Genomic DNA, 24,339 nt, shown 5'->3' with positions numbered 1-24,339 from the left:
AATTTAAAAAGAATCGGCACACGTTATGTCAACCGCGACAGCCAGCACTTGGACCAGTCCTACCTCCAGCGAATCGCCCGCCGCGTTGGTTTCGGCCCTCGGACTCGACGACAGTTTCTTGCCGGAAGAACCAAGCACGCTCGCCGAAACCGGCTTGAGCGCGACATTCGTCGAAGACCTCGTGATCAAGATCGTGCATACGGGTGGCTCGCTCACCGGCAAACAGATTTCCGATCGTATCTGTCTACGAGTCGGAATTCTGGAAGACATCTATACGGAGTTGCGAAAGCGGCAGTATCTGGCGCTTTCCGGCTCAGGGATGCTCGGGGACAATATTTATCAACTTACCGATCTCGGCCGTGAACGCGCTCGGATCGCAACTCAAGAATGTGCCTACACGGGACCAGCCCCCGTTCCGCTGGAAGATTACATCGACTCGGTCCAAGCGCAAACGATCCGTTCCGAAAAACCAAAGCGCGATCGCCTCGAAAAGGCGTTCTCTGATATTAATGTCGAACCCGAAATGCTCGCGAAGTTGGGTCCAGCGATCAGTGCGGGCAAGGGGATGTTCGTCTATGGCCCTCCCGGCAACGGCAAGACAACGATTGCCCAACGCATCACACGCTGCTTTGGTCAAAACATTTTGGTTCCCCATGCGATCATCGAAGACGGTCAGATCATCAAATTCTTTGATGCTTCGTGCCACGAAACGGTGGAAACAGCCATCACCAAGTTGATCAACACGTCGAACCAGGATCGCCGTTGGATTCGTATTCGTCGCCCGACGGTGGTTGTCGGTGGCGAATTGACAATGGACAGCCTAGAACTCAAACACGATCCAGTCAGCCACGTCAGCGGCGCGTCGTTGCAACTCAAAAGCAATTGCGGCAGCTTGCTGATCGACGACTTTGGCCGGCAACGGATCAACCCCACGGAACTTTTGAATCGGTGGATCATTCCGCTGGAGAATCGCATCGACTTCTTGACCCTGGCGAATGGCAAGAAGATTGAAGTTCCTTTCGAACAGTTGATTATCTTCTCCACAAACCTGGAGCCCAGCGATCTGGCGGACGATGCCTTCCTGCGGCGAATCCCGTTTAAGATTGAAATCGGCGCCCCTTCCCGGCAAGAGTTTGTCAAACTGTTCGACGTGTTTGCCAAGAAGGCGAAACTCGAATGCTCACGGGACGCCTTGGAATACTTGATTTCGCACCATTACGAGCAACGCAATCGTCCCATGCGCCGCTGCCATGCACGTGACCTATTAGACCAGGTGACTCACTACTGCGAATACAATGAGTTGCCCCGCGTGGCGACAACCGAAATTCTCGATCACGCGGTGAGCAATTACTTCACGGCAATGAGCGGTAAAGAATAGCTGAGCGGAAAGTTGATAGGCAAGAGTCGAGGGCCAACCATTCTGTCTCTTGTCTCGACTCTTAGCTCACTAAGCCAACGCCACGACAAGCGACTTCATGTCCAGCTCACCTTGCAGAAATTCCTCGTCGTCAGTTTGTTCAATGGGTTCGCTCATCGCCGCGGCGAGTGTTGCCGTAGTGATGTACCCCACCGGCTTATTGTTCTCAACAACCAGCAAATAACCTTTGTTCGCCGCTTGCATGGCCGTTGCAATCGCGGTCAGACGGGCATCACTCACGATGACTTCGGGGTTCGGATCGAGATGCTCGTCAATCGCTGCGAATGCGTCGCTGCCGCAATCGCGAAACGTCTCGGCCTCAATGACACCCAACAAACTGCCAGATTCGTCGATCACGGGGACACAGGGAGGGAAAGGCCGTTGCGATGAAAACGCATGAATCCCCCAACTGTTCGGCGTCGAATTCGCCGCACTGATGGGCAGCACCAACGGCAAGGCTTCCATAATGTGTTGGGCATCGACATTGTTGTGCGTAGGCAAATTTTTCTGCCAATGCGTGTAGGCTTCCTCAACTTCGCTCGCTTCGAGGATTTGATTGCCGCCAAACCCGCGAATGTTGCGTAGCGCCACAAGTCCTCGCTTGATCGCTTCCGCCGCATTCTCGCCCCATGGCCAATCAAAGACTACACTGGAGAGCGTCAGTCGCAATCCCTTGCTGCTTAAAGTGTAGCTACTTTCGCTAAAAATCCGTCCCAGATTCTCCGCGAAGACTGTTGCTTGACCCGCTGATTGACCTTGCAACAAGGCCGCATAAACTCCTTCTTGCAAGATGCCGCGTGAGTCCTCGCTCGCCAATTCTTCGTGCAGCAACTTAGCCAATAATGTGTTCGCTTCCTCGACCGTGCACTGGCCGTATTGCGAGCAAATTGTGTTAAGAAAATCGATCCCCACAACGAGCACGCAACCTTCGTTGCTACCTCGTGTGTCGCGAAGCTTTCGTTCCAGTTGCCGCAGAAAACCTTGTCGGTTGGCAATGCCCGTCTGCAAATCGAAGGTCGTGGTGATGCTAAAACGCTGTTCGAATTCCAACCGGCGCCGTCCCCGCCTCAAGCACGACGTCAATTCGCCAATGTTAATCGGATACCGAATCAAGTCGTCGGCTCCAAGTTCCATCAACTTGTCGGGATTCGCCAAGCAATGCGAATCGTAAAACGCCACGCGATAGGAATAGGGGGTCGAGCGTGGTGAAGACAACAGTTTCCTAATTTCAGTTTCGTCGCGAGCATCAAGCAGTAGTAGCGAGGGATGGTTCGTTCGGTGCCAAGCGGCATGATCGCTCCAATCAGACGAAGTCGTCGCCTGATAGCCAAACGAAGACAACGTCCAACAGATTTCACGGAGCGCGGTTGTATCGGTCGAAACGATCGTGATGGGAAAGTCTTTAAGATGAGAAGACACGGCAACCTCATGCAAGCGAGGACGTGGTGGGTAACTTTGCTGCTGAAGTCAACTCTAGCATTTATTCTTCCGATTCGTGTGCCGGGCTCCCTGCCACCGGGAATCGATAAGCTACGCTTCAAGTGGTCTGCAATCTTTTCCCTGGTAAGCGACCGAGAACGCGACCGGTTTGCCGGATTGTGCTCTTGGTTTGCGGTACTTGTTTAACTCAATATCACGAACGAAGGCTTGTACCCGTGGCAATCACCTTGCGTAATGAGAACGACACTCGGCCGCGGCTTGAGTTCTATCCGCTCAACAGTCCGACGCTGAGAACGATCGTCATTGAGGAATATCCGTTCGTCATCGGACGGGGCGAAACCGCACAGCTTCAGATCAAATCCGAAAGTATTTCGCGCGCGCACGCGGAAATCACCAAGACTGCCAACGGCTATTGTCTCCGTGACTTGAACAGCACCAATGGAACTTCAGTCAACGGTCAGCCGGTCACCGAATCTCCCTTGGAAGATGGCGACTCGATCTCCGTGGCGGGCACGGAACTGACTTTCATTAGCAACGTGCCGGGTCAAATCGAGCGAATGGTGACGCAGCCGCTCACTGATCGACGCAAAACTGATCCCAATCTGGCTTTTAGCGGCAACGTGAGAGCCCGTCGTGAGCTTAGCGAAGCGCTCTTGTGGCAAGCGATTCCTTTGAATTGCACCAGCATTCTCGATTGCGAATCCAATCTTGAACAAGCAACGATTGTGTCGGTGGATGAACCGCTAGCTTCGCGATTGCATTCCATGGATGCCTTTGACGGCTGCTCGACGGCCTCGCGCATCCAACAACTAGCTTGGCAATTAGCGGCGGAACATTCCAACCAAATGTCATCGTGTGATGTCATTTTACTGCGTGTGGAACTGCACTCTGGGCTCGACGAGCGACTTTTTCTCGCCTTGGATCAGGCATTCGATAGCCTCAGCGGGTGCCAGTCGGTCGGCCTCATCATGCCCTGGGCTTGGGCTGTGCAATCAAGCGAAGCGTTGGCACTCTGTGCTGAACTCAAGGAACTTGGCGCAGAATTGGCCTACGATCGGTTTTCCGGCGGTCCCACATGCGTCAACGACATGGCCCCCGCGGCGCCAGATTATTTGGTGCTCGCTCCCACATTATGCCGCGGAATTGCTTCATATCCCCGGCGAATGACGCAGCTGAAAAGTGTGATCGCCAATTGCGAAGCGGCCAATATCAAAGTCGTCATGCCGGCGCGCTTGCCCAAGGAAGACTATCAAGCCGCCAACGACATCGGAGTGAATTTGAAACTGAGTGCTGCCAGCGGCGTCGCTGACGAAATCAATCCCCTGTCCACTCCCGCGACAGTCTAGCCAATCGCATTTCGCCAATTTGTGAATTTACTATGTCCACGACATCGACTCACCACGTCGCACTCCCAGAAGGCTACACGGTCGTGGATCGTCTGGGTGCCGGCGGCTACGGTGAAGTCTGGAAAGCAACCGCACCTGGCGGCTTTGAGAAAGCTGTTAAAATAGTTTTCGGGCATTGCGAAGATGGCATGGCCGAGCGGGAACTCAAATCCCTCGAACGCATCAAAAGCGTCCGCCATCCGTTCCTGCTTTCCATCGAACGCTACGAGATCGTGAACAATCGCTTGGTGATCGTCACGGAGCTCGCCGATCGCAGCCTCAGCGATTGTTTTCAAACCTACATCACCGACGGCCTAACGGGCATTCCACGCGAGCAACTGATTGCTTATCTGTGGGATGCCGCCGAAGCGCTTGACTGCTTGCTCGAACAGCATTCGCTTCAGCATCTCGATATCAAACCTGAGAATCTGTTGGTCGTTGGCGATCATATCAAGGTGGCTGACTTTGGTTTGGTCAAGGAACTGGCCTCAAAAACACTCAATTCGATGATGGGCGGCATGACGCCGCTCTACTCGGCACCAGAAATTTACGACAACAACCCGTCATCACGCAGCGATCAGTACAGTCTTGCCATTGTTTATCAGCACATGCTGACCGGCACCCTTCCCTTCTCCGGCCGCACGCCGGCGCAACTTGCCAAGCAACACACGTTGGCTCAACCGAATGTCGGGCCACTGAGCGAAGCCGATCGCGTAATCGTCAGAAAGGCGCTCGAAAAGAATCCAACATCACGCTTCGGAAGTTGCCGCGAATTTGTCAAAGCGCTGCGTTTCGCTGGCCAGACCAACACAGCCAGTAGCAATCCAACAAACAGTCGTTCCGCACCGGCTTATCAACCACTGGCCGACGAAGATACCAAGTCGGTGCTGCTTAGCGACACGCAACATATTGAAGACTCCGTCGCCGCGGCGGCCACCCAAGTGCTTGGCGAGATACAAAACGCGCTCGATTCGCTCCAAGGTTTAGACGCACAGCCAGGTCCGTCTAAACCGGACCTTGAGTTCCCGGCTGTTGATGCGACCATCGAAGACGTAGAAACCCCGACTGACCGGCTCGAAGCGACTGTACCCGTTCCGACATTGTTTGTCGGCGTCGGCGGAGTGGGTATCAAACTCTTGAAATCACTGTGCAGTCAAGCTCGGTCGACTGACACAAAGCACGAAAAAGCCTTAGCTTGGCTGGCCATCGATACCGAACAAGAAACGTTGAGAAATACGTTCGCTGGCAACGAACAAGACTGTCTCGCCAGTGAAGAAAAGCTCCACATCCCCCTCCGGCGACCTAATCAATACCGCGAAGGTTCCAGCGCCCTCTTGCAATGGGTCAGCCGTCGCTGGCTTTACAACATTCCACGTTCGCTGCAAACGCGTGGCTTTCGCCCGCTGGGACGCATTGCCATTGTCGATCACGCCCGCGAGGTCCTCGCGGCTTTGCAGAATCGATTATCCTGGCTCGCAACCAACTTCGCGCAATCGCCCGACGGACCCAAACCCATTCGCGTCGTTTTGCTCGCTGGTATGAGCGGCGGCACCGGCGCTGGCACGGTGATTGATATCGCCCAAGCCGTGCGCTCGATCTGTCAAGAATTCTCGCAAGAGGTTATCGTCGAAGGCGTGCTCGCCAGCACCTACCACAGCGACGGCCAGGACTCTCTCGCGGCGGCCAATATGTTTTCGCTTCTGACCGAACTTAACCACACACAGCTCCAAGGAAACTGCGGCGAGAATCCCCCGCCGGGTCCCGCTTCGCGATTTGAGCGGTCGCAAAAGCCTTTCGATAAGATCGATTGTGTGACGCTTCCCTCACGCGGTGAGCGCAAAAACTACGAACTCACGATGCAATCGATCACTGAGTATCTGCTCCTCAAAGCCGACGGAGCCTGCGGCGATAGCAACGAGTCGGATCAGAAGGAATTGCAAACCTTTACCTGTGTAAATATCAGCCGGTTGGCCAAGGTCTTTGCTGCTCTTAACCAAAAGCGCCTCTTAAAAGCCATCGCAGGATGTTGGGTGCAACAAAGTACAGTCAACCAAGACGACGATGCAAAACTGTTCGGAGTTCATGCAAATTCCAATTTTGCGCGAGCGATCATGGAACAGATTCCACTGCGCCTGCCAAAATCAGAGCATCCTTTAACTGAGGATGAGATCAATCGGTGCAATGCCGCCCGCGCGGCAAAAATCAAAAATATTGCTCAGGTATTCCAACAGTTTGTCGACTCCATCGATTTAGCCGACGACAATCAACCCCCTGCAAGTTCGGCCCCAGTCCAAGTAGTCACTGATCGTATCGTCGCAGAACTCTCGGCGCTGCTCCAGTACCACGATGTTTCAGCCATCGAGTTAGCCAACAAGCTCACAACATGGGTTGACGAGCAAGTTGCCAATCTCTCCGACCACAGTTCAGCCGCCAATAACGCAGAGTTGGTCGAAAGCACATTGATCCTTTCGCAACAAAGCGTCCTCAATTGCGGTTATCGTCGGCGTTCGCTCCTGATCTCTCCCAGCGATGAGGCGAATTCGTCGCTCCACGAAGCCATGCAGCAAGCCTGTCCGACACTTACCAGCAGCCAGAATCGAGTTGTCGACGCATATCTGATTCGCGAAGGCTCTGGCCTGCGTCCCGTACACCTTGGTGCAAGACTCGCGGAAATCTATCCAGACATCGTCGAAGCCGCGGGCCGCTTGCATGCCCGCGATGATATTCACTGGCAAGATTTGCGTTGTGAGTAGGTTCGACCGCAAGGTTCGACTTCACCCTTCATTTCGCGCCGGATTATCGCGCAGCCGGTACCCCACCCCCTGCTCGGTGATGAGCAGCTCGGGGCGACTGGGATTGGTCTCTAATTTTTTGCGCAGGTTAGCCATGAAGACTCGAACATAATGCGGCTCGTGAACGGCATGCGGGCCCCAGACTTCCTTGAGCAATTGCCGATGCGTCACGACCTTCCCCAAATTACGCGCGAGCACCGCCAACAAATCGAACTCAATTTTAGTGAGCTTGACCTCTTCTCCCGCTTTGAAAACAACGTGCCCTTCGAGATCGATATTCAAATCTCCAACGGCCACAACCGTTTCGACAGAATCACTTGACGACATTTTGGCCGCGTGACGCAAAGCAACACGAATCCGTGCAAGCAGCTCGCCCACGCCGAACGGCTTGGTCAAATAGTCGTCCGCCCCCGCATCGAGCGCGGCGATTTTTGAATCTTCTTGCCCACGCGCCGAAATCACAATAACCGGCACCGTCGACCACTCACGGATTTGGCGGACAACGTCGAGCCCCTCGCCATCGGGCAGGCCAAGATCCAACAGCACCAATGCCGGGAGTTGCTGCGTCACCACGCGCAAGCCTTCCGCACAGGTCGTTGCTTCGGCCACTTGAAATCCCTCGACCGTGAGCGAGGCACGCAGGAAACGCCGAATCGGTGTTTCATCCTCAATAACTGCGATCAACGGACCGGAAGTACTCATAGAGATGTCGACTCCAGTGCGCGCTCGACAACTTGCGGCGGGGTTTCTTGGTTGGGCAATTCCACATGAACGACTGCCCCACCACCGGGCCGATTCATCGCGACAATCTTTCCTCCGTGAACTTCGGCAATCGCGCGGCAGATCGCCAGGCCAATCCCCGTCCCGCGGCGATCATGCACTTCGTTGCCACCACGATAGAATAGGTCGAACACTTTTTCTTCATCACCCTCGGCAAATCCACGTCCTCGATCAGCCACCTCCAACACCACGCCATTCTTGCCCTCACGGGCCGAGACTTCAATGATGCTCTCGGGAGGGGAATACTTCGCCGCATTGTCGATCAAGTTTAACAGCAGTTGCTCAATCAAAATCGAATCGACATGAATCAGCGGCAAGTTGTCATCGAGCGACGTTTTGATTTCCCGCCCCACAAGTTGCCGTTCCATTCTCGTCAGTGCCGAGCCAATGATGTCGTCCACCGGATACCACTGGCGATCTATGGTCACCTTGCCACTGGAGAGCCGCGTCATGTGCAGCAAATTCTCCACCAGCCGGACAAGTCGTTCGGCCTCGTCGCTGATGGTGGTCAACAAATCGGTGCGAGTTTCCAGTGGCAGCGAATCACCGGCACTGGCGAGCGTGCTGCTCGCCCCTGCGATGCTGGCCAGGGGGGTGCGCAAATCGTGCGACACGGCGCTCAACAAGGAGTTGCGCAGCTTCTCGGTTTCAATTTGCAGCTGCGCCCCGTGAGCTTTCAAAACGGATTCATCACGCTCGACTGAAAGTGCAATCAAACTGCCGCACGTTTCGAGCAAACGGATTTGATCGGGATCGAGAAATCGATTCGCGTCCCGCGGTCGCACACCAATCGCCCCCACCGTGCCACTTGAGCCAATGAGCGGCACAAACAACGCCGTGGCATTCGGCAATGTATCAGTTTGCGCACCAGCGATTTTACCATTATCAGCCACCCACTGGGCTACGTCACGATTCAGCGGAGTCGACGCGATCGAAGTGCCTTCACCGTATCTAAGAAATAACCTTCCGGTAGCAGCACGGCTGAAAATCACGATCTCACCAGAGAAAATTTCTTGGAGTTGCTTCCCCGCGGTACGGATCAAAAATTCCGTGCCTGAAAGTTCGCTGAGTTGCCGTGTCATGCGAAAGAGTTGCCCTGTGCGCTGTTCTTGTTGTTGAGAGGCCTTCAACTGCTTCCGTTGTCGCGACGCGAGACCACTGATCAACAGTCCAATTCCCAACATCACGGCAAACGTGATCACGTACTCCGTGTCGCTCACTGCAAACGTCAGATAAGGTGGCACAAAACCAAAATCAAACACAAGCACGCTGACCACCGCCGCGGCAATTGCTGGGCCACGCCCCAAACGATTGGCCACATAAGCAACGCCCGCCAGAAAAATCATCACGATGTTCGCTTCAGCCAAGCCAAACGTGTGTGCGATCCATCCCAGCACTCCACACAACGCCACAACAAACGCGGCAAACGAATATTCACGCCATGAAATCGTGGTTTCGCTAAACCGATTCGTAACCGCTGGTGGCTCAACCTCTGTCGCTGAAACGACATAGATATCGATGTTGCCCGCCGTTTGCAGGAACTCATCGATAATCGTGCCGTAGAGTTTTTGTTTCCACCACGAAAGGCCCGTCTGCCCCACGACAATCTTGGAAACATTCCGCTCCCGGGCAAACTTAATGAGCGTGTCGGCAATCGATTGGCCGATCAAAATGTGCGTCTCAGCCCCCAGCTTTTCCGCCAGGCGAAGATTGTTGCCCGTTTGTGCCCAATTGCGTTGGGCCTCCGCTCCCTCGCTCCCAGTATTGACCGCCACGGCCAGCCATTCCGCGCCCAGTGAAACGGCAAGCCGTTTGGTGCTGCGAACAATCTGCGCGCTCGACGGACTTGGCCCCACGCAAACAAGCAATCGCTCGGTCGTGAGCCATGGTGCCAAGACGGCCCGTTCCTGGCGGGCTTCTTCCACGTCGCGTTGCAAACGGTTGGCCGCTTGTCGCAACGACAACTCTCGCAAGGCAACGAGATTTCCGCGCAGAAAGAAATTCTGGAGCGCTCGTGCGGCCTGTTGGGGGATATAAATTTTCCCCGCCTGCAATCGGTCAACCAACTCTTCGGGCGTGAGGTCGATCAGTTCAATCTCATCGGCTCGCTCAATAACAGCGTCGGGCAGTGTTTCGCGAATCACAACGCCGGTGATCTGCGCGATCACGTCGTTGAGACTTTCAATGTGCTGAACATTGAGCGTCGTCCACACATCGATGCCCGCGTCGAGTAGTTCTTCGACATCCTGCCAGCGTTTGGTATGCCGCGAGCCGTCGACATTCGTGTGGGCCAATTCATCGACAAGAATCAACTCCGGGCGGCGCGCCAAAGCACCGTCGAGATCAAACTCACGCAGCGAGGTCCCTTTGTAAAGCATGCTGCGCGTAGGGAGTATCTCCAACCCCGCGAGCAATGCCTCGGTCTCAGGCCGGCCATGAGGCTCGACGTAACCGACGACAATATCCACGCCCGTCGCTTTCTCACGCTGCGCCGCCGAGAGCATCGCATAGGTCTTGCCGACCCCGGCGGCATAGCCAAAGAAGATTCGCAGGCGTCCACGTTGGGCGCGGCTTTCCTCGTCGACGACGCGGGCCAAGAGTTGATCAGGATTGGGTCGATCGTCGTTCATTCATCGTCGCATGGCGTGGAAGAATTTCCGGTGCTTTCTCTATTGTACGTTCTCGCCTCTGATTCTTCCCGAGGCCATTTGCCGGGGAAATCGATCCTTTCCAGCAGCCAGAGCTTAAGCCTAAGCCAAACTCGCCCTGGTTCACGCGATTCCTTTTGCTCACTTTCCCTGGGAACATTGTTCCAACTATTCACGGTTTGAAATTGTGTCACCATGTTCGACACCCGGTTCAATAACAACGCTGCCAACAACGACCACTTCAGTCTGTCAAAGCGTCCAAAGCCAAATTAAGTTGCAACACATTCACGCGAGGTTCGCCCAACACTCCGAAGGTTCGCCCCTGGGTGTGAGCCGCCACCAGCTCACGAACTTTTTGTTCTTCGAGATTGCGAGCCTGCGCCACGCGGGCGATTTGGTATTTCGCAGCCGCGGGAGTAGTGTGTGGATCCAGTCCACTCGCCGAAGCGGTGACCAGATCGATCGGCACTTCGACGCCTTCCCCATGGTTTGCTTTCAGATCGGCCGCACGCTGTTTCACCGCCTCTAATTGGGCGGGATTCGTGGGGCCAAGATTGCTCCCAGTCGACGCCCCGCCGTTGTAACTTGCCGCCGAAGGTCGACTCCAAAAGTAGCGAGGACTCGAAAATGCTTGCCCGATCAATTCCGAGCCGACAATCTTGCCATCGCGCTCGATCAAACTGCCGTTCGCTTTGTGCGAGAACACCGTTTGCCCGATGATTGTCATCGCCAGCGGATAGGCCACGCCGGTCAAAATTGTCATCACCACAAACACAACCAACGCTTCACGAACGGTTTTCATACAGATTCTCCTTGTGCCAAGCCGCAAGCGACCAGCACCATGTCAATAGCTTTGATGCCGATGAACGGCACGATCAAACCACCCAGCCCATATACGAGTAAGTTGTCGCGTAACATCCGCGCTGCACCCACGGCCCGATAGGGAACGCCCCGTAAAGCCAACGGCACGAGCGCGATAATCACCACGGCATTAAAAATTACCGCTGAAAGAATGGCGCTCGAAGGAGTCGCAAGATTCATCACGTTCAAACGATCCAGCACGGGATAGGTCGTGGCAAACGCCGCGGGGATAATCGCAAAGTACTTCGCCACGTCGTTGGCCAAGCTAAACGTCGTGAGTGCGCCGCGTGTCATCAGCAATTGCTTGCCAATTTCGACGATCTCGATCAGCTTCGTCGGATTAGAATCCAAATCGACCATGTTGCCCGCTTCTTTCGCGGCTTGTGTGCCGGAATTCATCGCCACGGCAACGTCGGCCTGAGCCAGTGCGGGTGAATCGTTGGTGCCGTCCCCGGTCATCGCCACGAGCCGTCCCCCCGCTTGATATTCACGAATCATCTTGAGCTTGGCTTCGGGGGTCGCTTCCGCCAGAAAATCATCCACGCCCGCTTCGGCGGCGATGGCCGTCGCAGTGAGGGGATTGTCGCCCGTGATCATCACGGTTTTGATCCCCATCCGGCGAAGTTCGGCGAAACGTTCTTTGATGCCTCCCTTCACAATATCTTTGAGATAAACAACGCCGAGAGCTTGCCCCTTGTCGGCAACAACCAACGGTGTGCCACCCGCCTTCGCTACCGTTTCGACCGCAGCACGCACTTCAGCGGGAATCGTGCCGCCAAACTCTTGGACAAATTTTTCGATGCTGTCGGTCGCCCCTTTGCGAATTTGCTGGCCGTTGAGATCGATGCCGCTCACGCGAGTTTGCGCCGTGAAGGGTATGAACTTCGCATGATGCTCATGCATCTCTTGCCCGCGCAAACCGTATTTGTTTTTCGCGAGCACCACGATGCTGCGGCCTTCGGGAGTTTCATCGGCCAGCGAAGCGAGTTGCGCCGCCAGGGCCAGTGCAGCGGGAGTGACTCCCGGCGCGGGAATTAAATCCACGGCTTGACGGTTGCCGAGCGTGATCGTTCCCGTCTTATCAAGCAGCAACACGTCGACGTCCCCCGCCGCTTCCACGGCACGGCCCGACATGGCAATCACATTCGCCTGAATCATGCGGTCCATCCCGGCGATGCCAATCGCGGAAAGCAATCCACCGATGGTCGTGGGGATCAAGCAGACCAAGAGCGCGACCAGCACCGTCACGGTGATCGGTGTCCCCTGCCCCGCGGCTAGCACACTGTATTTAGAAAACGGTAGCAACGTCGCGCAAACGGCGAGAAACACAATCGTCATCGCGGCAAGCAGAATATTGAGCGCAATCTCGTTGGGGGTCTTCTGACGTTTGGCCCCTTCGACGAGCGAAATCATACGATCCAGAAATGTTTCGCCAGGGTTGGCCGTCACGCGCACCACCAACCAATCAGAAAGCACGCGAGTTCCACCGGTGACGCTACTACGATCGCCGCCACTTTCGCGAATCACGGGCGCACTTTCTCCCGTGATCGCGCTTTCATCGACACTCGCCACACCTTCCACGACTTCGCCATCGCTGGGAATCAATTCTCCCGCTTCAACAAGTATCACATCGTCTTTTCTCAAGCTTGAAGCTGTGGTCGGTTGATGCGGCGCGCCAAAACGAGGTTCCGCAAGTTTCCTCGCCTGCACGTCCTGCCGAGTTGCGCGGAGCGAATCAGCCTGTGCCTTGCCGCGCCCTTCGGCCATCGCCTCGGCAAAGTTGGCGAACAACACGGTGAACCACAGCCAGGCCGATACGGCAAAGATAAAGGCGGGCGATTCCTGTCCGCCAGTCATCAGGGCGTGAATTCCCAGTCCCGTCGTCAGGATGCTTCCGACAAACACGATGCACATCACCGGGTTGCGGAGCTGATGCCGCGGCTGGAGTTTGCGAAACGAATCGATGATTGCCCGGCGTACAATCGCCGGATCGAACAAAGGTCTTGCTTTATGATTTGACGTTGTCATGGAAAGCGTCCTCGACGCTGAAGTTGTTTATAGTGTGGTCATCTGAAGTTGTTCGACGACCGGCCCCAAGGCCAACGCGGGAACAAACGTCAAAGCTCCAACCAACAGCACCGTACAAACAAGCACGATCACAAACAGTGGTTGGTGCGTGGGCAAAGTCCCCACGCTCGGCGGCGTGTATTTCTTGCGTGCCAATGCTCCCGCGATCGCCAGCACGGGGATGATCAGCCAATATCTCGAGGCAAACATCGCCAGTCCCAGTGCGGTGTTGTAAAACGGCTCATTGGCGGTTAAACCGGCAAACGCGCTGCCGTTGTTATTCCCCGCCGATGAAAACGCATACAGCACTTCCGAAAAACCATGGGCACCCGGATTGTTCAAGTTGCTTTTGACTTCTTCGCCCGACATATATTCCAAACCCGCTCCCGATACCGCCCAAGCCGTGCCGATCAGCACAATCAACGGCGGTACGAGAATCACGAGCGAAGCCATCTTCATCTCGAAGGCTTCGATCTTCTTGCCCAGATACTCGGGCGTGCGCCCCACCATCAGGCCAGCGATAAACACGGCCACGATGGCAAAGACCAACAAACCATACAGCCCGCTACCAACGCCACCGAAAATGACCTCTCCCAGCTGCATCAGCCACATGGGAATCAATCCACCGAGCGGTGTGAATGAATCGTGCATCGAGTTGACGCTGCCATTGGAAGCCGCCGTCGTGGCCGTCGCCCACAAGGCTGAGTTGACAATTCCATAACGAACTTCTTTCCCTTCCATGTTGCCACCGGCTTGCAGAGCTGACGCCTGATCATCAACTCCAAAAGAGGCATACTGCGGCACGCCCGCTTGCTCGAAGGCAATCGCGCCAATCACCAAAGGAACAAAGATGGCGAGCATTACCGCAAGCAAAGCCCAACCTTGCCGACGATCCTTGACCATCTCGCCGAATGTGAAGCAGAGCGCCGCGGGAATCAACAAAATCGAGATCATCTCGATCAAATTGGCCAGCGGCGTGGGATTCTCAAACGGATGCGCGGAATTCACATTGAAGAACCCACCACCGTTGGTTCCCAGCTGCTTGATCGCAATCTGCGAAGCGGCAGGGCCCATCGCCAATTGTTGTGTCACCGCGTTGCCGTCGGCATCGGTCCCGGCTTCAAGAGTTGCCGCATCCACGTAAGGCTTGAAGTTTTGAATCACGCCTTGCGACATCAGCGCAACGGCAACAACAATCGAGAGTGGCAGCAGGACATAGGCGGTCGAGCGAACCAGATCAAACCAGAAATTCCCGATGGAATTGGTTGTGCGGCGCCTTAAGCCACGAATGAATGCCACCAGCACGGCCATGCCTGTCGCGGCCGACACGAAGTTCTGGACCGTGAGCGCCAACGCTTGCGAAGCATAACTCAACGTCGTTTCGCCACCGTAGCTTTGCCAATTGGTGTTCGTGGCAAAACTGGCCGCGGTATTGAAAGCGAGATCAGGTGTTGCGCCGGAGAGCTCTTGCGGATTGAACGGCAACATGCCTTGCAATCGCAGTATCATATAAACGACTGCAAAGCCAATCGCATTAAACACCAACACGGCCACGGTGTAGTGCTTCCATGTCATTTCCTCTTTTGGGTCGATGCCGGCGATCTTGTAGATGCCGCGCTCGCACCAACCCAACCAGCGATCGAGTCCACCAGGTTTACCTTCGTAAACACGAGCCATGTAAGTACCCAGTGGCTTGGCCAACGCCAAGAGCACACCGAGGTAGATCAACAATTGAATCCAAGAATTTACGTTCATGCGAACCACTCCGGCTTGAGCAGCGCGGCTGCCAGATAAACAAACGCCCCCAGCGACAAGACGAGCGCTACGATTTCCACCCCGTTCATGACTTACCTCCCATCAGCCGCTCACACAAAACAATGAGCAGCCACGAACAGACGGCAAACCCCGCGGCGATCGACAATGCTAAAAAATCACTCACAGCGAATACTCCTCAGAGAGTTGGCCAGCAAACCATTCGCTCGCCACTATTAGTATCGCGGGATCGACCTCAAGAGTGCGTCAAAAGTGAACGCAGAGATATCAAGATTTCATCAAGATTGCTGCCCAAAAACGTCATCCTGGGAAGGCATGTCTCACAGAAGGTGAGAAAGAATTGCTTTACCAGATTGCATGCCGCCTCGTTGTCCCTATTGAACGAGGTCTAGGTCGTAGCAGACCATCTCTTCGGCGTTGCGCACAAAGAGTTTTCCATCGGCGATCACGGGATGGTTCCAAGTTATCCCTTCGACCGAGGGAACCTTTGAGATTTCTACAGCTTCGTTGGGGTCCGCTTTCAGTAAGACAAGCTCTCCTTCTTCCGTCAAAACGAGCAGAGTTTCCATATCTTTGACGAGCAGCACTTGACCGTGCCCATAACCTCGATGCTTCCAAACCCTCTCACCAGTCTCAGCATCGAGACACAAAAAAATCGGTCCGTCGAAACCGTACAAAAATCCTTCATGATAAACGCAATCATTGAAGTACGGCTTCATCGATTCGATCCATCCTTCCTGGGTCGTCCAGGTATCACCTTCATGGTGGACGTCGATTCGCATCGTGCCGCGACCGTACCCGGTCCCAAGGTAGACCGACGTGCCAACCACGGTCGGCTGCGTGATGCGCGCCATTTCGCCAATGTCCCACTCATGCTTCCACAGCACTTTCCCCGTCTGAGGATCGACCGACTGAACGCCTCGGTTGCTGCTGATTAATACTTGCGCAACGCCGTCAATTATGGAGAGCTGTGGCGAGCTGTAACCGTGACTACCAAACCCGACGGACCAAACCACTTTGCCGCTCTTTCGATCTAATGCCACCAGCGCATTTTCTTCCCCACCACCGGCGAACACGATGGCCGTTTCTTCCAAAACCAATGGTGAGCTGGCGAAACCCCACATCGGAAGCGGCACGCCCAATTCTTTGATCAAGTCGAACTGCCAAACCGGCTTGCCCGTGGCAGCATCCAGACACTGCACCAATCCAGAAGCACCTGTGATATACAATTGCTTGTCGTGGAAAGTTGGCGTCGCGCGAGGTCCAACACCCCCCATGGTCGCTTCAAAGCGTGACTTGGTCTGATTGGTCCAAACGGGTTTGCCATCCGCCACGGTGTAGGCTGAAACTAACTCAAGATCACCTCGTTGTTCTTGCGTGAAAAACAATGGCCCGACGACACAGAACGATGACCAACCCGGACCAATCGGATGCCGCCACCGCTCGGTCGGAGGTTTCGTCTCCCAATCCGTGCTGAACGAAACACCCGTCAAAATACCATCCCGATTGCGACCACGAAACTCAGCCCAATCCGTGTCGGCGGCGTTACTCGGCAAATCAAAAGCCACGACCGGTTGCTGATCTGACTTAGAATCGCGTGCGACGAGTTGCTCTTCCGAGGTTGGTTTCCACCTTGAGACGAGATTGAAATCGAAATTGGCATCCATCCTCCCGACGCGCACAAACAACGACCCAATTATCAAAATTAAAAACGCAAACAGCCCTACCCAAGCCTGTCTTGGCAACCCGGCTGTACGACTCACAAAAAACCCAAACACCATTAGCGTGAGCGACACTGGCAAGCCCCGCGTCAGCATCACAATTCGTAAAGACGGATGCATGAGAAACATGGCGGCAATGAATACTCCGATGATCAACGCCAGTCCAGCCAGCCGCTTGCGAAACGGCATCGCCCGCGATGAGAGCCACCATATCAATAACCCGAGGGCACCCAACACGGGAGCGAGTTGCATTGAAATAAAATGCAACATCGTCAGCGGCACGACCCAACCGGGCACGAGCAGCACCAACCACATCATAAAGACAATCAATACCGCCGGCCATAAACGCAGGGCCGATGCCTGGAAATTGCCCGGCGAGATTGATTCTCCCGCATGCTCGGATCGGCCTTCTTCATTGAGTTCCATATTCTTCGCTGGGGATAGAGTTACGAGTCGCAGAACCAGATTTACTTTTTGACATTTTTCGTCATTTTGTCAATTATCCGCTTTTCACGAATACTGTCAATAGAGCGTCCTCCCGACACGTCAGTGCTGGCGATTGACGTTCGTACATCTTTTGTCAAGACTGGAAGAATGACTCAGAACAGCAAGGCCGACCAAATCGTTGCCGCGGCGGGCGACGTTTTCATGAGATACGGGTTTCGCCGTGTCACCATGGCCGATCTGGCCGCGGCTGCGCAAATGTCGAGACCGGCTCTCTATTTGGTCTTTCCCTCGAAAGAGCAAATCTTCATCGAGGTCGTGTTACGCTTATCAACGGAGAATCTTCGCCAGATTCGCGAGGGAATCAGACGATTGAAGACGGTCGATAAGCAGCTCGAGTTGGCGTTCGAGATCTGGTGCGTCCGGCCGTACGAAATGATCCGGGCTTCACCCGACGCCGCGGACCTTTACGACAGCATCAAAGAATTCGCCGCGGATGTCATCTGCAAAGTGGCTGACGACTTTGAAAGCCTCGTGGCGGAAATTCTTGAACCCTTGGTCCGTAAGCAAAAGGCGATTAAGCTTTCTCCTCAGCAAATTGCCCGCATTATGCGGACCTCAGCCAAGGGCTTCGGCATGACAGCCAAAGACTCCGCCGATCTTCGCAAGCTCATCAGCGACATGCGCAAGATCGTGCTTGCAAGTCTCTCGTAGACACGCCAAGCTTACGCCGGCATGGCATGGCCTTGCGGACCATTGAGCAGGGCGATCCGGCGACGGACATGCACGATGATCGTCGCATGCACGGCCAGTGCCACACCGAATGCGAACAAGTGATCTCGCAAGTCAGCTTGTGCGGCATGCGACACCAACACGGTGCTGAAAATGCCCACCGGCAAGAACAAGCAGATGCTGGTGATCAGCCCCGGGTTGTATTGCTTCTTGACGATCGACGGCACGATATGGCCAAACGCATTGAGCATCGGCAAGTACATCGCCATCATCCCCAGCGACAGATCGACAAAGCAAGCCAGATACAGTGCGATTAAATCGAGTCCCCACACCAGCAGCGAATTGATCCAGAACGTCGCAATCGGTGTCAGCACTTCACGACCGCCACCGATCATGTTATTGACCCACAAGCGGAAACGATCCCCAGCATGCTCTTCATATTGGTGCAGCATATAGATGGGCAGCTGCAAATAGATCAGTCCCAATGCCACTCCCGCGAAGTAAAACACGAACGGCGCGAGCACGACCAAAAAACTCGACGTAAACAGCGCAGCATAAGGCCATTGCCATTTAGCCACCAACCAATTCATTGTTCGCTCGCACATGATTGTTCCCTTGTTCGACAACGGGGGCGTAACACTAATAGAAAAGTGTAGGCCAAAGTAAGCTGAAGTCGCTCGAAGAATTAGGCCGCACAATCGGCACATTCGGTTAGGCTTGTGTTGGCCGCAATACCACTAAAGCATGCCCCGGAATCGCAAGCCGTTTCATGTCCAAGAGGGCGGTCCCTGTACCACCGTATTTGGGCGATTCGCTCGACCAAAGGATTTTCCATTCGCTGTTGCTGGGTAGTGCCAATAACGGCTGGGAAGCAGGCCGCCATTCCAGATCACGGCCCAAGTTGAGAATCACCAACCGATCATCTCCCGACGGGTCGAGCCATCTCAACAGCAATGCTTCCGAACCAATTACCGCGCCGTGTAGCATCGTGGCATCCTGCCGCGAAAAGATCGGATCGCTCCGCCGCAATGCGAGCAGATCTTTATGCAGCAGCCATGCCTGTTGATTGGTTTCCAATTCCTCCCAATCTAATTTCGAGGCTTCGAAGGTAGCACGCGAAACCGGATCAACGAGCGCTGAATCGACGGCTGCCCCCGCACTGCGTGGGAACCCTCGCAAGAACGCCCAACGACCTTGCCGCACAAGTTCAGCGATCTCGACCTCATGATCGGCAAAGTAAAGAAACGGTTTCGACGACATGAACTCCTGCCCCATGAACAACAGGGGTGTACCCGGCGCTAAGAGTTGCAGCGCGGTGAGCGCCCGCCAACGTCCCGGCGATGTGAGTTGATGCCCTCGATGGCCGTGCGTTGAGTTGGCCACCTGATCGTGATTCTGCAAAGCATTCACAAAATGCGGAGCGGGTATGTCCCAGCACGGCGTGCCGCGATGCTGACCTTGGCGCTGATTCCATTGTCCTTGATACAGAAAACCATACCGCGTGGCGGAATGAATTTCCTGGGGCGAGCCCGTGAAGTCCGCGTAGTAAAACTCTGCGTGGCCCGTCGCGGCAACGCGGCACGCATGATGAAAGTCATCGTTCCACATGCCATCCAGTCCAAAGCCCCCTTCACCGATAGGTCTCACATCGCAACTTCGTTGATGTTCATCCTCGGCAAAGATCAAAATCTTTCGCTGCCCCGCTGCCGCGCGTGCGACCTCACCCAGTTCAGCCAAGATATGCTTCGGCGAGTCATCAACAATCGCCTGAATCGCATCGAGCCGCAAGCCGTCGAGATGAAACTCTTCGATCCAATACTTCACGTTGCTCAGCACGAACTCACGCACGGGACGCGAATGTTTGCCATCGAAGTTGATACCGTCTCCCCAATCGGTGCTGTGCTTTCTGGAAACATAATACGGCGAGAACGCGCCCGTATAATTTCCCGTGGGGCCCAAGTGGTTGTAAACCACGTCGAGGAGCACCCCGAGGCCAAGCTGATGAGCTCGATCCACGAACTTGCGAAAATCATCAGGCCTGCCGTAGAGATGCGTCGGCGCATACCAACAAACCCCGTCGTAGCCCCAACCGAACTCGCCATGGAATTCTGCCACCGGCATCACTTCAATCAGCGTGACACCCAATTCCACCAAATGCGGCAACTTTTCCAGGGCTGCTTGCCATGTTCCCTCGGGCGTCCAAGTTCCGACGTGCAACTCATAAATGACCTGCCCCGGCAAAGTCACGCCTTGCCAGTCGGAATCGCTCCATTGAAAGCCCGAACCGTCGATGACTTCCGACGGACCATGCACACCCTGAGGCTGAAAGCAGGACGCGGGATCCGGATAGTTGTAGTCATCGTCATCGGCACGAAACGAATATCGCTGACCCGGAGTACCGTGTTGCAGAAAGCCAGAAAAGTAGCCCCCTGCCTCCCGCTCCAGCGGCAAACTCGTACGATGCCCTTCGTCATGAAATACTACAACGGAAAGTACGCGACGCTTCGGCGCCCAAACGCGAAAGTGGATGCCCCCTTCAACAACTTCGGCACCAACGGGGCGGTTTCTGTTTTGCTGCATAGTGGAAATCGAAGGCTTGTGATGAAGAAATTTTGCTTGTCGCTATTCTAGCAATTCGCAAGCTTCACTCCTCCGCAAACAGCTCTTTAAGCCGCTTGGTTTGTTCCTCACTCCAATTTTCGGGAGCGGTCACTGCGATCCAACCATCGATATAACTCGACGCCGCGAAGTTGTGCCCATAGCCGTGCGGCACGCTTGTGGCCATTGGCAGGTCGAACGCCACTTGCAAGAACGTCACGATCGGCAGCCACGACAAATAAGGCGAAACATCCGGCCCGCGCTCGCGGATCAGCCATTGCGGCCGGCGGTACAGCAAGTCTTCGGAAAAAAATGTCATCGGGTCGCTGGCGTGTTGAATGTAAACAAACCGCATTGGCCCCCAACGCTTATTTCCTTCGTTGAGCGAACATTCGCGGCCCGTGAAACGCAGCATCGATCCGTCGCGAAACGTGGGAAGCCAAATCGGCGAATCAGGATTGCGATCGCGGGTCGTCCGTACCCAAACCTCGCTCGGAAAAGGCGGGCCGCTCCACAGTCCTCCTTGGATCGGATCTTCAAACACGGTGAACAAATCGGCACTCGCCGCCGAACCGAGTGCCCCCAAGCTTAATCCATGTACGTACAACTTGGGGCGGCTCTCCTCGGGCAACGTCGTCCAATAATAGTAGATTTCGTCGAACAACACCCGCGCCGATTCCCGCGAGCGCGTGGGGTCGACCAATATCGTCAGCCAACTCGGTAAATAGGAATACTGCATCGTGACAATCGCGGTGTCCCCTTTGTGCAGATACTCCACCGTGTCGACGCCCCCCGGATCGAGCCAACCCGTGCCAGTAGGAGTCGCAACAATTAAAACCGAACGATCGAAGCCACCCACCCGCTTGAGTTCTTCGAGCGCAAGCTTGGCACGCTCTTCAACGGATTCTTCAGCCCCCATTCCCGCATAAACGCGCAACGGCTGCTCGGCTTCCTCGCCCCAGAACTCGCTAATGCTCTCTTGCGTGGGGCCACCGACAATAAAATTCTTGCCCCGCCGACCCACGTCGTCCCAATCAATTAGAGATTCCTCACTTCCGGACGCCGTGGAGCGTGTCGGTTGCTGCACGCCATCGTCAACGACCTGATCCAATTGCAAGAAGACGCCATCCGCCGCGTTCAAAAGCAGCCGCGCGAACACGTCGTTCACGATCAGCACTAATCCCACCAGCACCACGAGCGTACTCACAACATACGAAATCCGCCGCGGCACTACGGCTGTGATCTTGTGATGAACGAATCGCCACAGCATGCCAATCGCGCGGGCAATTGCGATCAACACCAAACCCGTGACCAGCGCGATCAACGCCACGCGCCAGGGATAGGCCGTCGCGACGGGTTCCATCCCCATCAACTCACGGATCGAGTTCTGCCAAATAGTCGCCCGCCACAAAAAGATCGCCACGACCACGGCCACCACGGTTGTGGTGACTCGCTTACTTAGCGATTGCAATTTTTCCTGGGGCTGGGGAATTTCCAAATACAGCCACAGCCATACAAAGAACACCCCCACCCCATAACCGACGGCCAGTGCGAACCCCGACAAAATGCCCTGCACCACGAACGGCCGCGGCAATAACGATGGGCTCAGCGATGCCGCAAAAAACAGTGTGGCCACCGCCAAGCCGACGAAGGAAAACGACGTCCAACCACGCCCCAGCCATTCACGCAATTTTAATATGATGCTCAACATGCAGGCATTATGCCGTTTGCAGCGTGGCTCGCAACTCCGGTGGCAGACTGACTTCCGCTCTTCTTCGCCACGAAATTTGGCTTACTCCGACTGGTGAGTATAATCGCCAGCATGAACGTCAAAGAAATCCTCGCACAACTGGAATCCCTCGGCAACGAGGCACGGCGGAAGCACAACATCAAGGCCGGTGCACCCGACAATCAGTTCGGCGTGAAGCTGGGCGACCTCCGCACGGTGGCCAAGAAGATCAAAACCGATCACGAGCTCGCGCTCCAACTTTGGGACACCGGCAACGTCGAAGCGCAACTCCTGGCGACGCTCATCATCAAGCCGACTTCGCTCACCACCAGCGAAATCGATAAGCTAACTCGCTCCACAACTTGCGCGCAGGTGGCCGATTGGCTCAACACCTATGTTGTCGCCCAACATCCCGAAAAGGATTCGCTCCGCGAGAAATGGATGAAGGCGAAAGATCGCTGGGCCGCTCGCGCCGGCTGGAATCTCACCGCTAGCCGCATCAACAAAGGGACTGAGGACTTCGATCTTTCCGCGATCCTCGATCGCATCGAAAAAGAGATGCCCAAGGCAGCCCCCGACGTGCAGTGGACCATGAACAACACGCTCGGCGCGATTGGCATTCACAACCCAAAGCTCCGCAAGCGTGCAGTCGCCATCGGCGAAAAAATCGGCCTCTATCGCGACTGGCCGGTCTCCAAAGGTTGCACTCCCCCTTATGTGCCGACCTGGGTCGACGCCATGGTAAAGCGACAGGGCTGACGAGTTTTGCGCATTGCTGGATGCACTCCTTTTTTGTCACCAGTTCTATCTGCACCAAAAAGGCTGAAGCAGTGGCTCTCTCAGCAACTTAGAAACCAATCGTGGCGGTTTGATATTACAGCCGTTACAATTCTCAAGTTCGCACGCAAGTCATCCTGCCCCCGATACTTGGACATCGCCCTCTCTGGAGATATCAAATGCTCAAGCTGTCGTTACGACGCCTCATGATTCCTTTACTGGTACTTTCGGCGTTCGGATTTCGCACATCAAGCGATATCTTCGCGCAACAAACGCCCCAGGTGCTTTATAAAACCGCCAAAGTCGGCGACCTCGATATTTTCTATCGTGAGGCCGGTCCGAAAGATGCTCCAACTATTTTACTGCTGCATGGCTTTCCCACGAGCTCGCAGATGTTTCGCAATCTGATCCCCGCGCTGGTGGACAAGTATCACGTGATTGCTCCAGACTATCCCGGCTATGGCCACAGCTCGATGCCTGCCCATGACAAATTCGAGTACACCTTCGACAACGTGGCCCAAGTGATGGACGAGTTCACAGACAAAATCGGGCTGACAAAGTATGCTCTTTACGTGCAGGACTACGGCGCGCCGATTGGCTACCGCCTGGCTTCCGCGCATCCGGATCGGATCACCGCCATCGTTGTACAAAACGGCAACGCCTACGACGAAGGGATCGACAACGACTTTTGGAAGCCGGTTAAAGCCTACTGGAGTGAGCCTGACAGCAAAGAAAAGCGTGATGCCCTTCGCAATCTCCTCACCTATGACGCCACCAAATGGCAATACACCGAAGGCGTGAAGAACCTCGAACTTGTCAGCCCCGACGGCCCGACCCACGACCAGTTTCTGCTCGATCGTCCGGGCAACGACGAAATTCAACTCGATATGTTCCTTAGCTACGGCAGCAACCCTCCGCTCTATCCAAAGTGGCAAGAATATTTTCGCAATCATCAGCCTCCGATGCTGATCGTGTGGGGCAAAAACGACAAGATTTTTCCAGCCGAAGGTGCCGAGCCGTACAAGCGCGATCTCAAAACGCTGGAATTCCACTTGCTTGACGCCGGCCATTTTGCCTTGGAATCCAATGGCGACGAGATTGCTTCTTACATGCGAGATTTCCTTGGCAAGCATGTGACGACTCCGTCAGACGCACACTAGCGACGAAAGACGTCG

The 24,339-nt window shown here is 55.0% G+C and carries 17 protein-coding genes; 6 read left to right on the top strand and 11 right to left on the bottom strand.

Annotation, left to right across the window (positions count from 1 at the left end):
* The first annotated feature begins 25 nt into the window (after nucleotides 1-25).
* Nucleotides 26-1,378 (top strand): DUF8689 domain-containing protein, encoded by a 1,353-nt coding sequence (locus tag SH678x_RS03625; RefSeq protein WP_496921521.1) that lies wholly within the window; start codon nucleotides 26-28, stop codon nucleotides 1,376-1,378.
* A gap of 69 nt (nucleotides 1,379-1,447) precedes the next feature.
* On the opposite strand, the gene SH678x_RS03620 is transcribed toward SH678x_RS03625, so the two are convergent.
* Nucleotides 1,448-2,836, bottom strand: a complete 1,389-nt coding sequence (locus SH678x_RS03620; protein WP_496921520.1) for a diguanylate cyclase domain-containing protein — start codon at nucleotides 2,834-2,836, stop codon at nucleotides 1,448-1,450.
* Between the two features lie 236 nt (nucleotides 2,837-3,072).
* Here SH678x_RS03620 and SH678x_RS03615 point away from each other — a divergent pair, with 236 nt between their 5' ends.
* Both SH678x_RS03615 and SH678x_RS03610 read left to right on the top strand, forming a co-directional pair.
* Complete coding sequence (locus SH678x_RS03615) at nucleotides 3,073-4,203, top strand: FHA domain-containing protein (RefSeq protein ID WP_496921519.1); 1,131 nt, start codon at nucleotides 3,073-3,075, stop codon at nucleotides 4,201-4,203.
* Between the two features lie 32 nt (nucleotides 4,204-4,235).
* Nucleotides 4,236-6,995 (top strand): serine/threonine protein kinase, encoded by a 2,760-nt coding sequence (locus tag SH678x_RS03610; protein ID WP_496921518.1) that lies wholly within the window; start codon nucleotides 4,236-4,238, stop codon nucleotides 6,993-6,995.
* A gap of 21 nt (nucleotides 6,996-7,016) precedes the next feature.
* On the opposite strand, the gene SH678x_RS03605 is transcribed toward SH678x_RS03610, so the two are convergent.
* From SH678x_RS03605 to SH678x_RS03575, 7 genes are all read right to left on the bottom strand, one after another.
* Complete coding sequence (locus tag SH678x_RS03605) at nucleotides 7,017-7,736, bottom strand: response regulator (RefSeq protein ID WP_496921517.1); 720 nt, start codon at nucleotides 7,734-7,736, stop codon at nucleotides 7,017-7,019.
* Nucleotides 7,733-10,444: a DUF4118 domain-containing protein gene (locus SH678x_RS03600; protein WP_496921516.1), complete on the bottom strand. Its 2,712-nt coding sequence runs from the start codon at nucleotides 10,442-10,444 to the stop codon at nucleotides 7,733-7,735. The genes SH678x_RS03605 and SH678x_RS03600 overlap by 4 nt, the downstream gene beginning before the upstream one ends.
* Before the next feature lie 259 nt (nucleotides 10,445-10,703).
* The gene (gene kdpC / locus SH678x_RS03595) at nucleotides 10,704-11,264 is read right to left on the bottom strand and encodes a potassium-transporting ATPase subunit KdpC (RefSeq protein WP_496921515.1); all 561 of its coding nucleotides are present in this window, start codon (nucleotides 11,262-11,264) and stop codon (nucleotides 10,704-10,706) included.
* A complete protein-coding gene (gene kdpB / locus SH678x_RS03590; protein ID WP_496921514.1) occupies nucleotides 11,261-13,351 on the bottom strand; it encodes a potassium-transporting ATPase subunit KdpB in 2,091 nt (696 codons plus the stop codon). Before kdpB ends, kdpC begins: the two co-directional genes overlap by 4 nt.
* 27 nt (nucleotides 13,352-13,378) lie before the next feature.
* Entirely contained in the window at nucleotides 13,379-15,145 is a 1,767-nt protein-coding gene (gene kdpA / locus SH678x_RS03585) for a potassium-transporting ATPase subunit KdpA (RefSeq protein WP_496921513.1), read from the bottom strand.
* Nucleotides 15,142-15,234, bottom strand: coding sequence for a potassium-transporting ATPase subunit F (locus SH678x_RS03580; protein WP_496921512.1), 93 nt, complete (start codon nucleotides 15,232-15,234; stop codon nucleotides 15,142-15,144). The genes kdpA and SH678x_RS03580 overlap by 4 nt, the downstream gene beginning before the upstream one ends.
* A 303-nt stretch (nucleotides 15,235-15,537) precedes the next feature.
* On the bottom strand, nucleotides 15,538-17,310 hold the full coding sequence (locus SH678x_RS03575) for an outer membrane protein assembly factor BamB family protein (RefSeq protein WP_496921511.1): 1,773 nt from the start codon (nucleotides 17,308-17,310) through the stop codon (nucleotides 15,538-15,540).
* A gap of 168 nt (nucleotides 17,311-17,478) precedes the next feature.
* Here SH678x_RS03575 and SH678x_RS03570 point away from each other — a divergent pair, with 168 nt between their 5' ends.
* A complete protein-coding gene (locus tag SH678x_RS03570) occupies nucleotides 17,479-18,042 on the top strand; it encodes a TetR/AcrR family transcriptional regulator (RefSeq protein ID WP_496921510.1) in 564 nt (187 codons plus the stop codon).
* An 11-nt stretch (nucleotides 18,043-18,053) separates the two neighbouring features.
* Here the strand turns inward: SH678x_RS03570 and SH678x_RS03565 are convergent, their stop codons facing one another.
* From SH678x_RS03565 to SH678x_RS03555, 3 genes are all read right to left on the bottom strand, one after another.
* Complete coding sequence (locus tag SH678x_RS03565) at nucleotides 18,054-18,665, bottom strand: HXXEE domain-containing protein (protein WP_496921509.1); 612 nt, start codon at nucleotides 18,663-18,665, stop codon at nucleotides 18,054-18,056.
* Nucleotides 18,666-18,771: 106 nt separating this feature from the next.
* Nucleotides 18,772-20,640: a malto-oligosyltrehalose trehalohydrolase gene (gene treZ, locus SH678x_RS03560; RefSeq protein WP_496921508.1), complete on the bottom strand. Its 1,869-nt coding sequence runs from the start codon at nucleotides 20,638-20,640 to the stop codon at nucleotides 18,772-18,774.
* Nucleotides 20,641-20,704: 64 nt separating this feature from the next.
* A complete protein-coding gene (locus SH678x_RS03555) occupies nucleotides 20,705-22,369 on the bottom strand; it encodes an alpha/beta hydrolase (RefSeq protein WP_496921507.1) in 1,665 nt (554 codons plus the stop codon).
* A gap of 111 nt (nucleotides 22,370-22,480) precedes the next feature.
* On the opposite strand from SH678x_RS03555, the gene SH678x_RS03550 reads away from it, so the two are divergent.
* Both SH678x_RS03550 and SH678x_RS03545 read left to right on the top strand, forming a co-directional pair.
* Nucleotides 22,481-23,146: a DNA alkylation repair protein gene (locus SH678x_RS03550; RefSeq protein ID WP_496921506.1), complete on the top strand. Its 666-nt coding sequence runs from the start codon at nucleotides 22,481-22,483 to the stop codon at nucleotides 23,144-23,146.
* A gap of 197 nt (nucleotides 23,147-23,343) precedes the next feature.
* A complete protein-coding gene (locus SH678x_RS03545; RefSeq protein ID WP_496921505.1) occupies nucleotides 23,344-24,324 on the top strand; it encodes an alpha/beta fold hydrolase in 981 nt (326 codons plus the stop codon).
* Nucleotides 24,325-24,339 lie beyond the last annotated feature (15 nt).

The organism is Bythopirellula superficialaquae (assembly GCF_059632245.1).
This window is presented reverse-complemented; position numbering and strand designations above follow the sequence as displayed.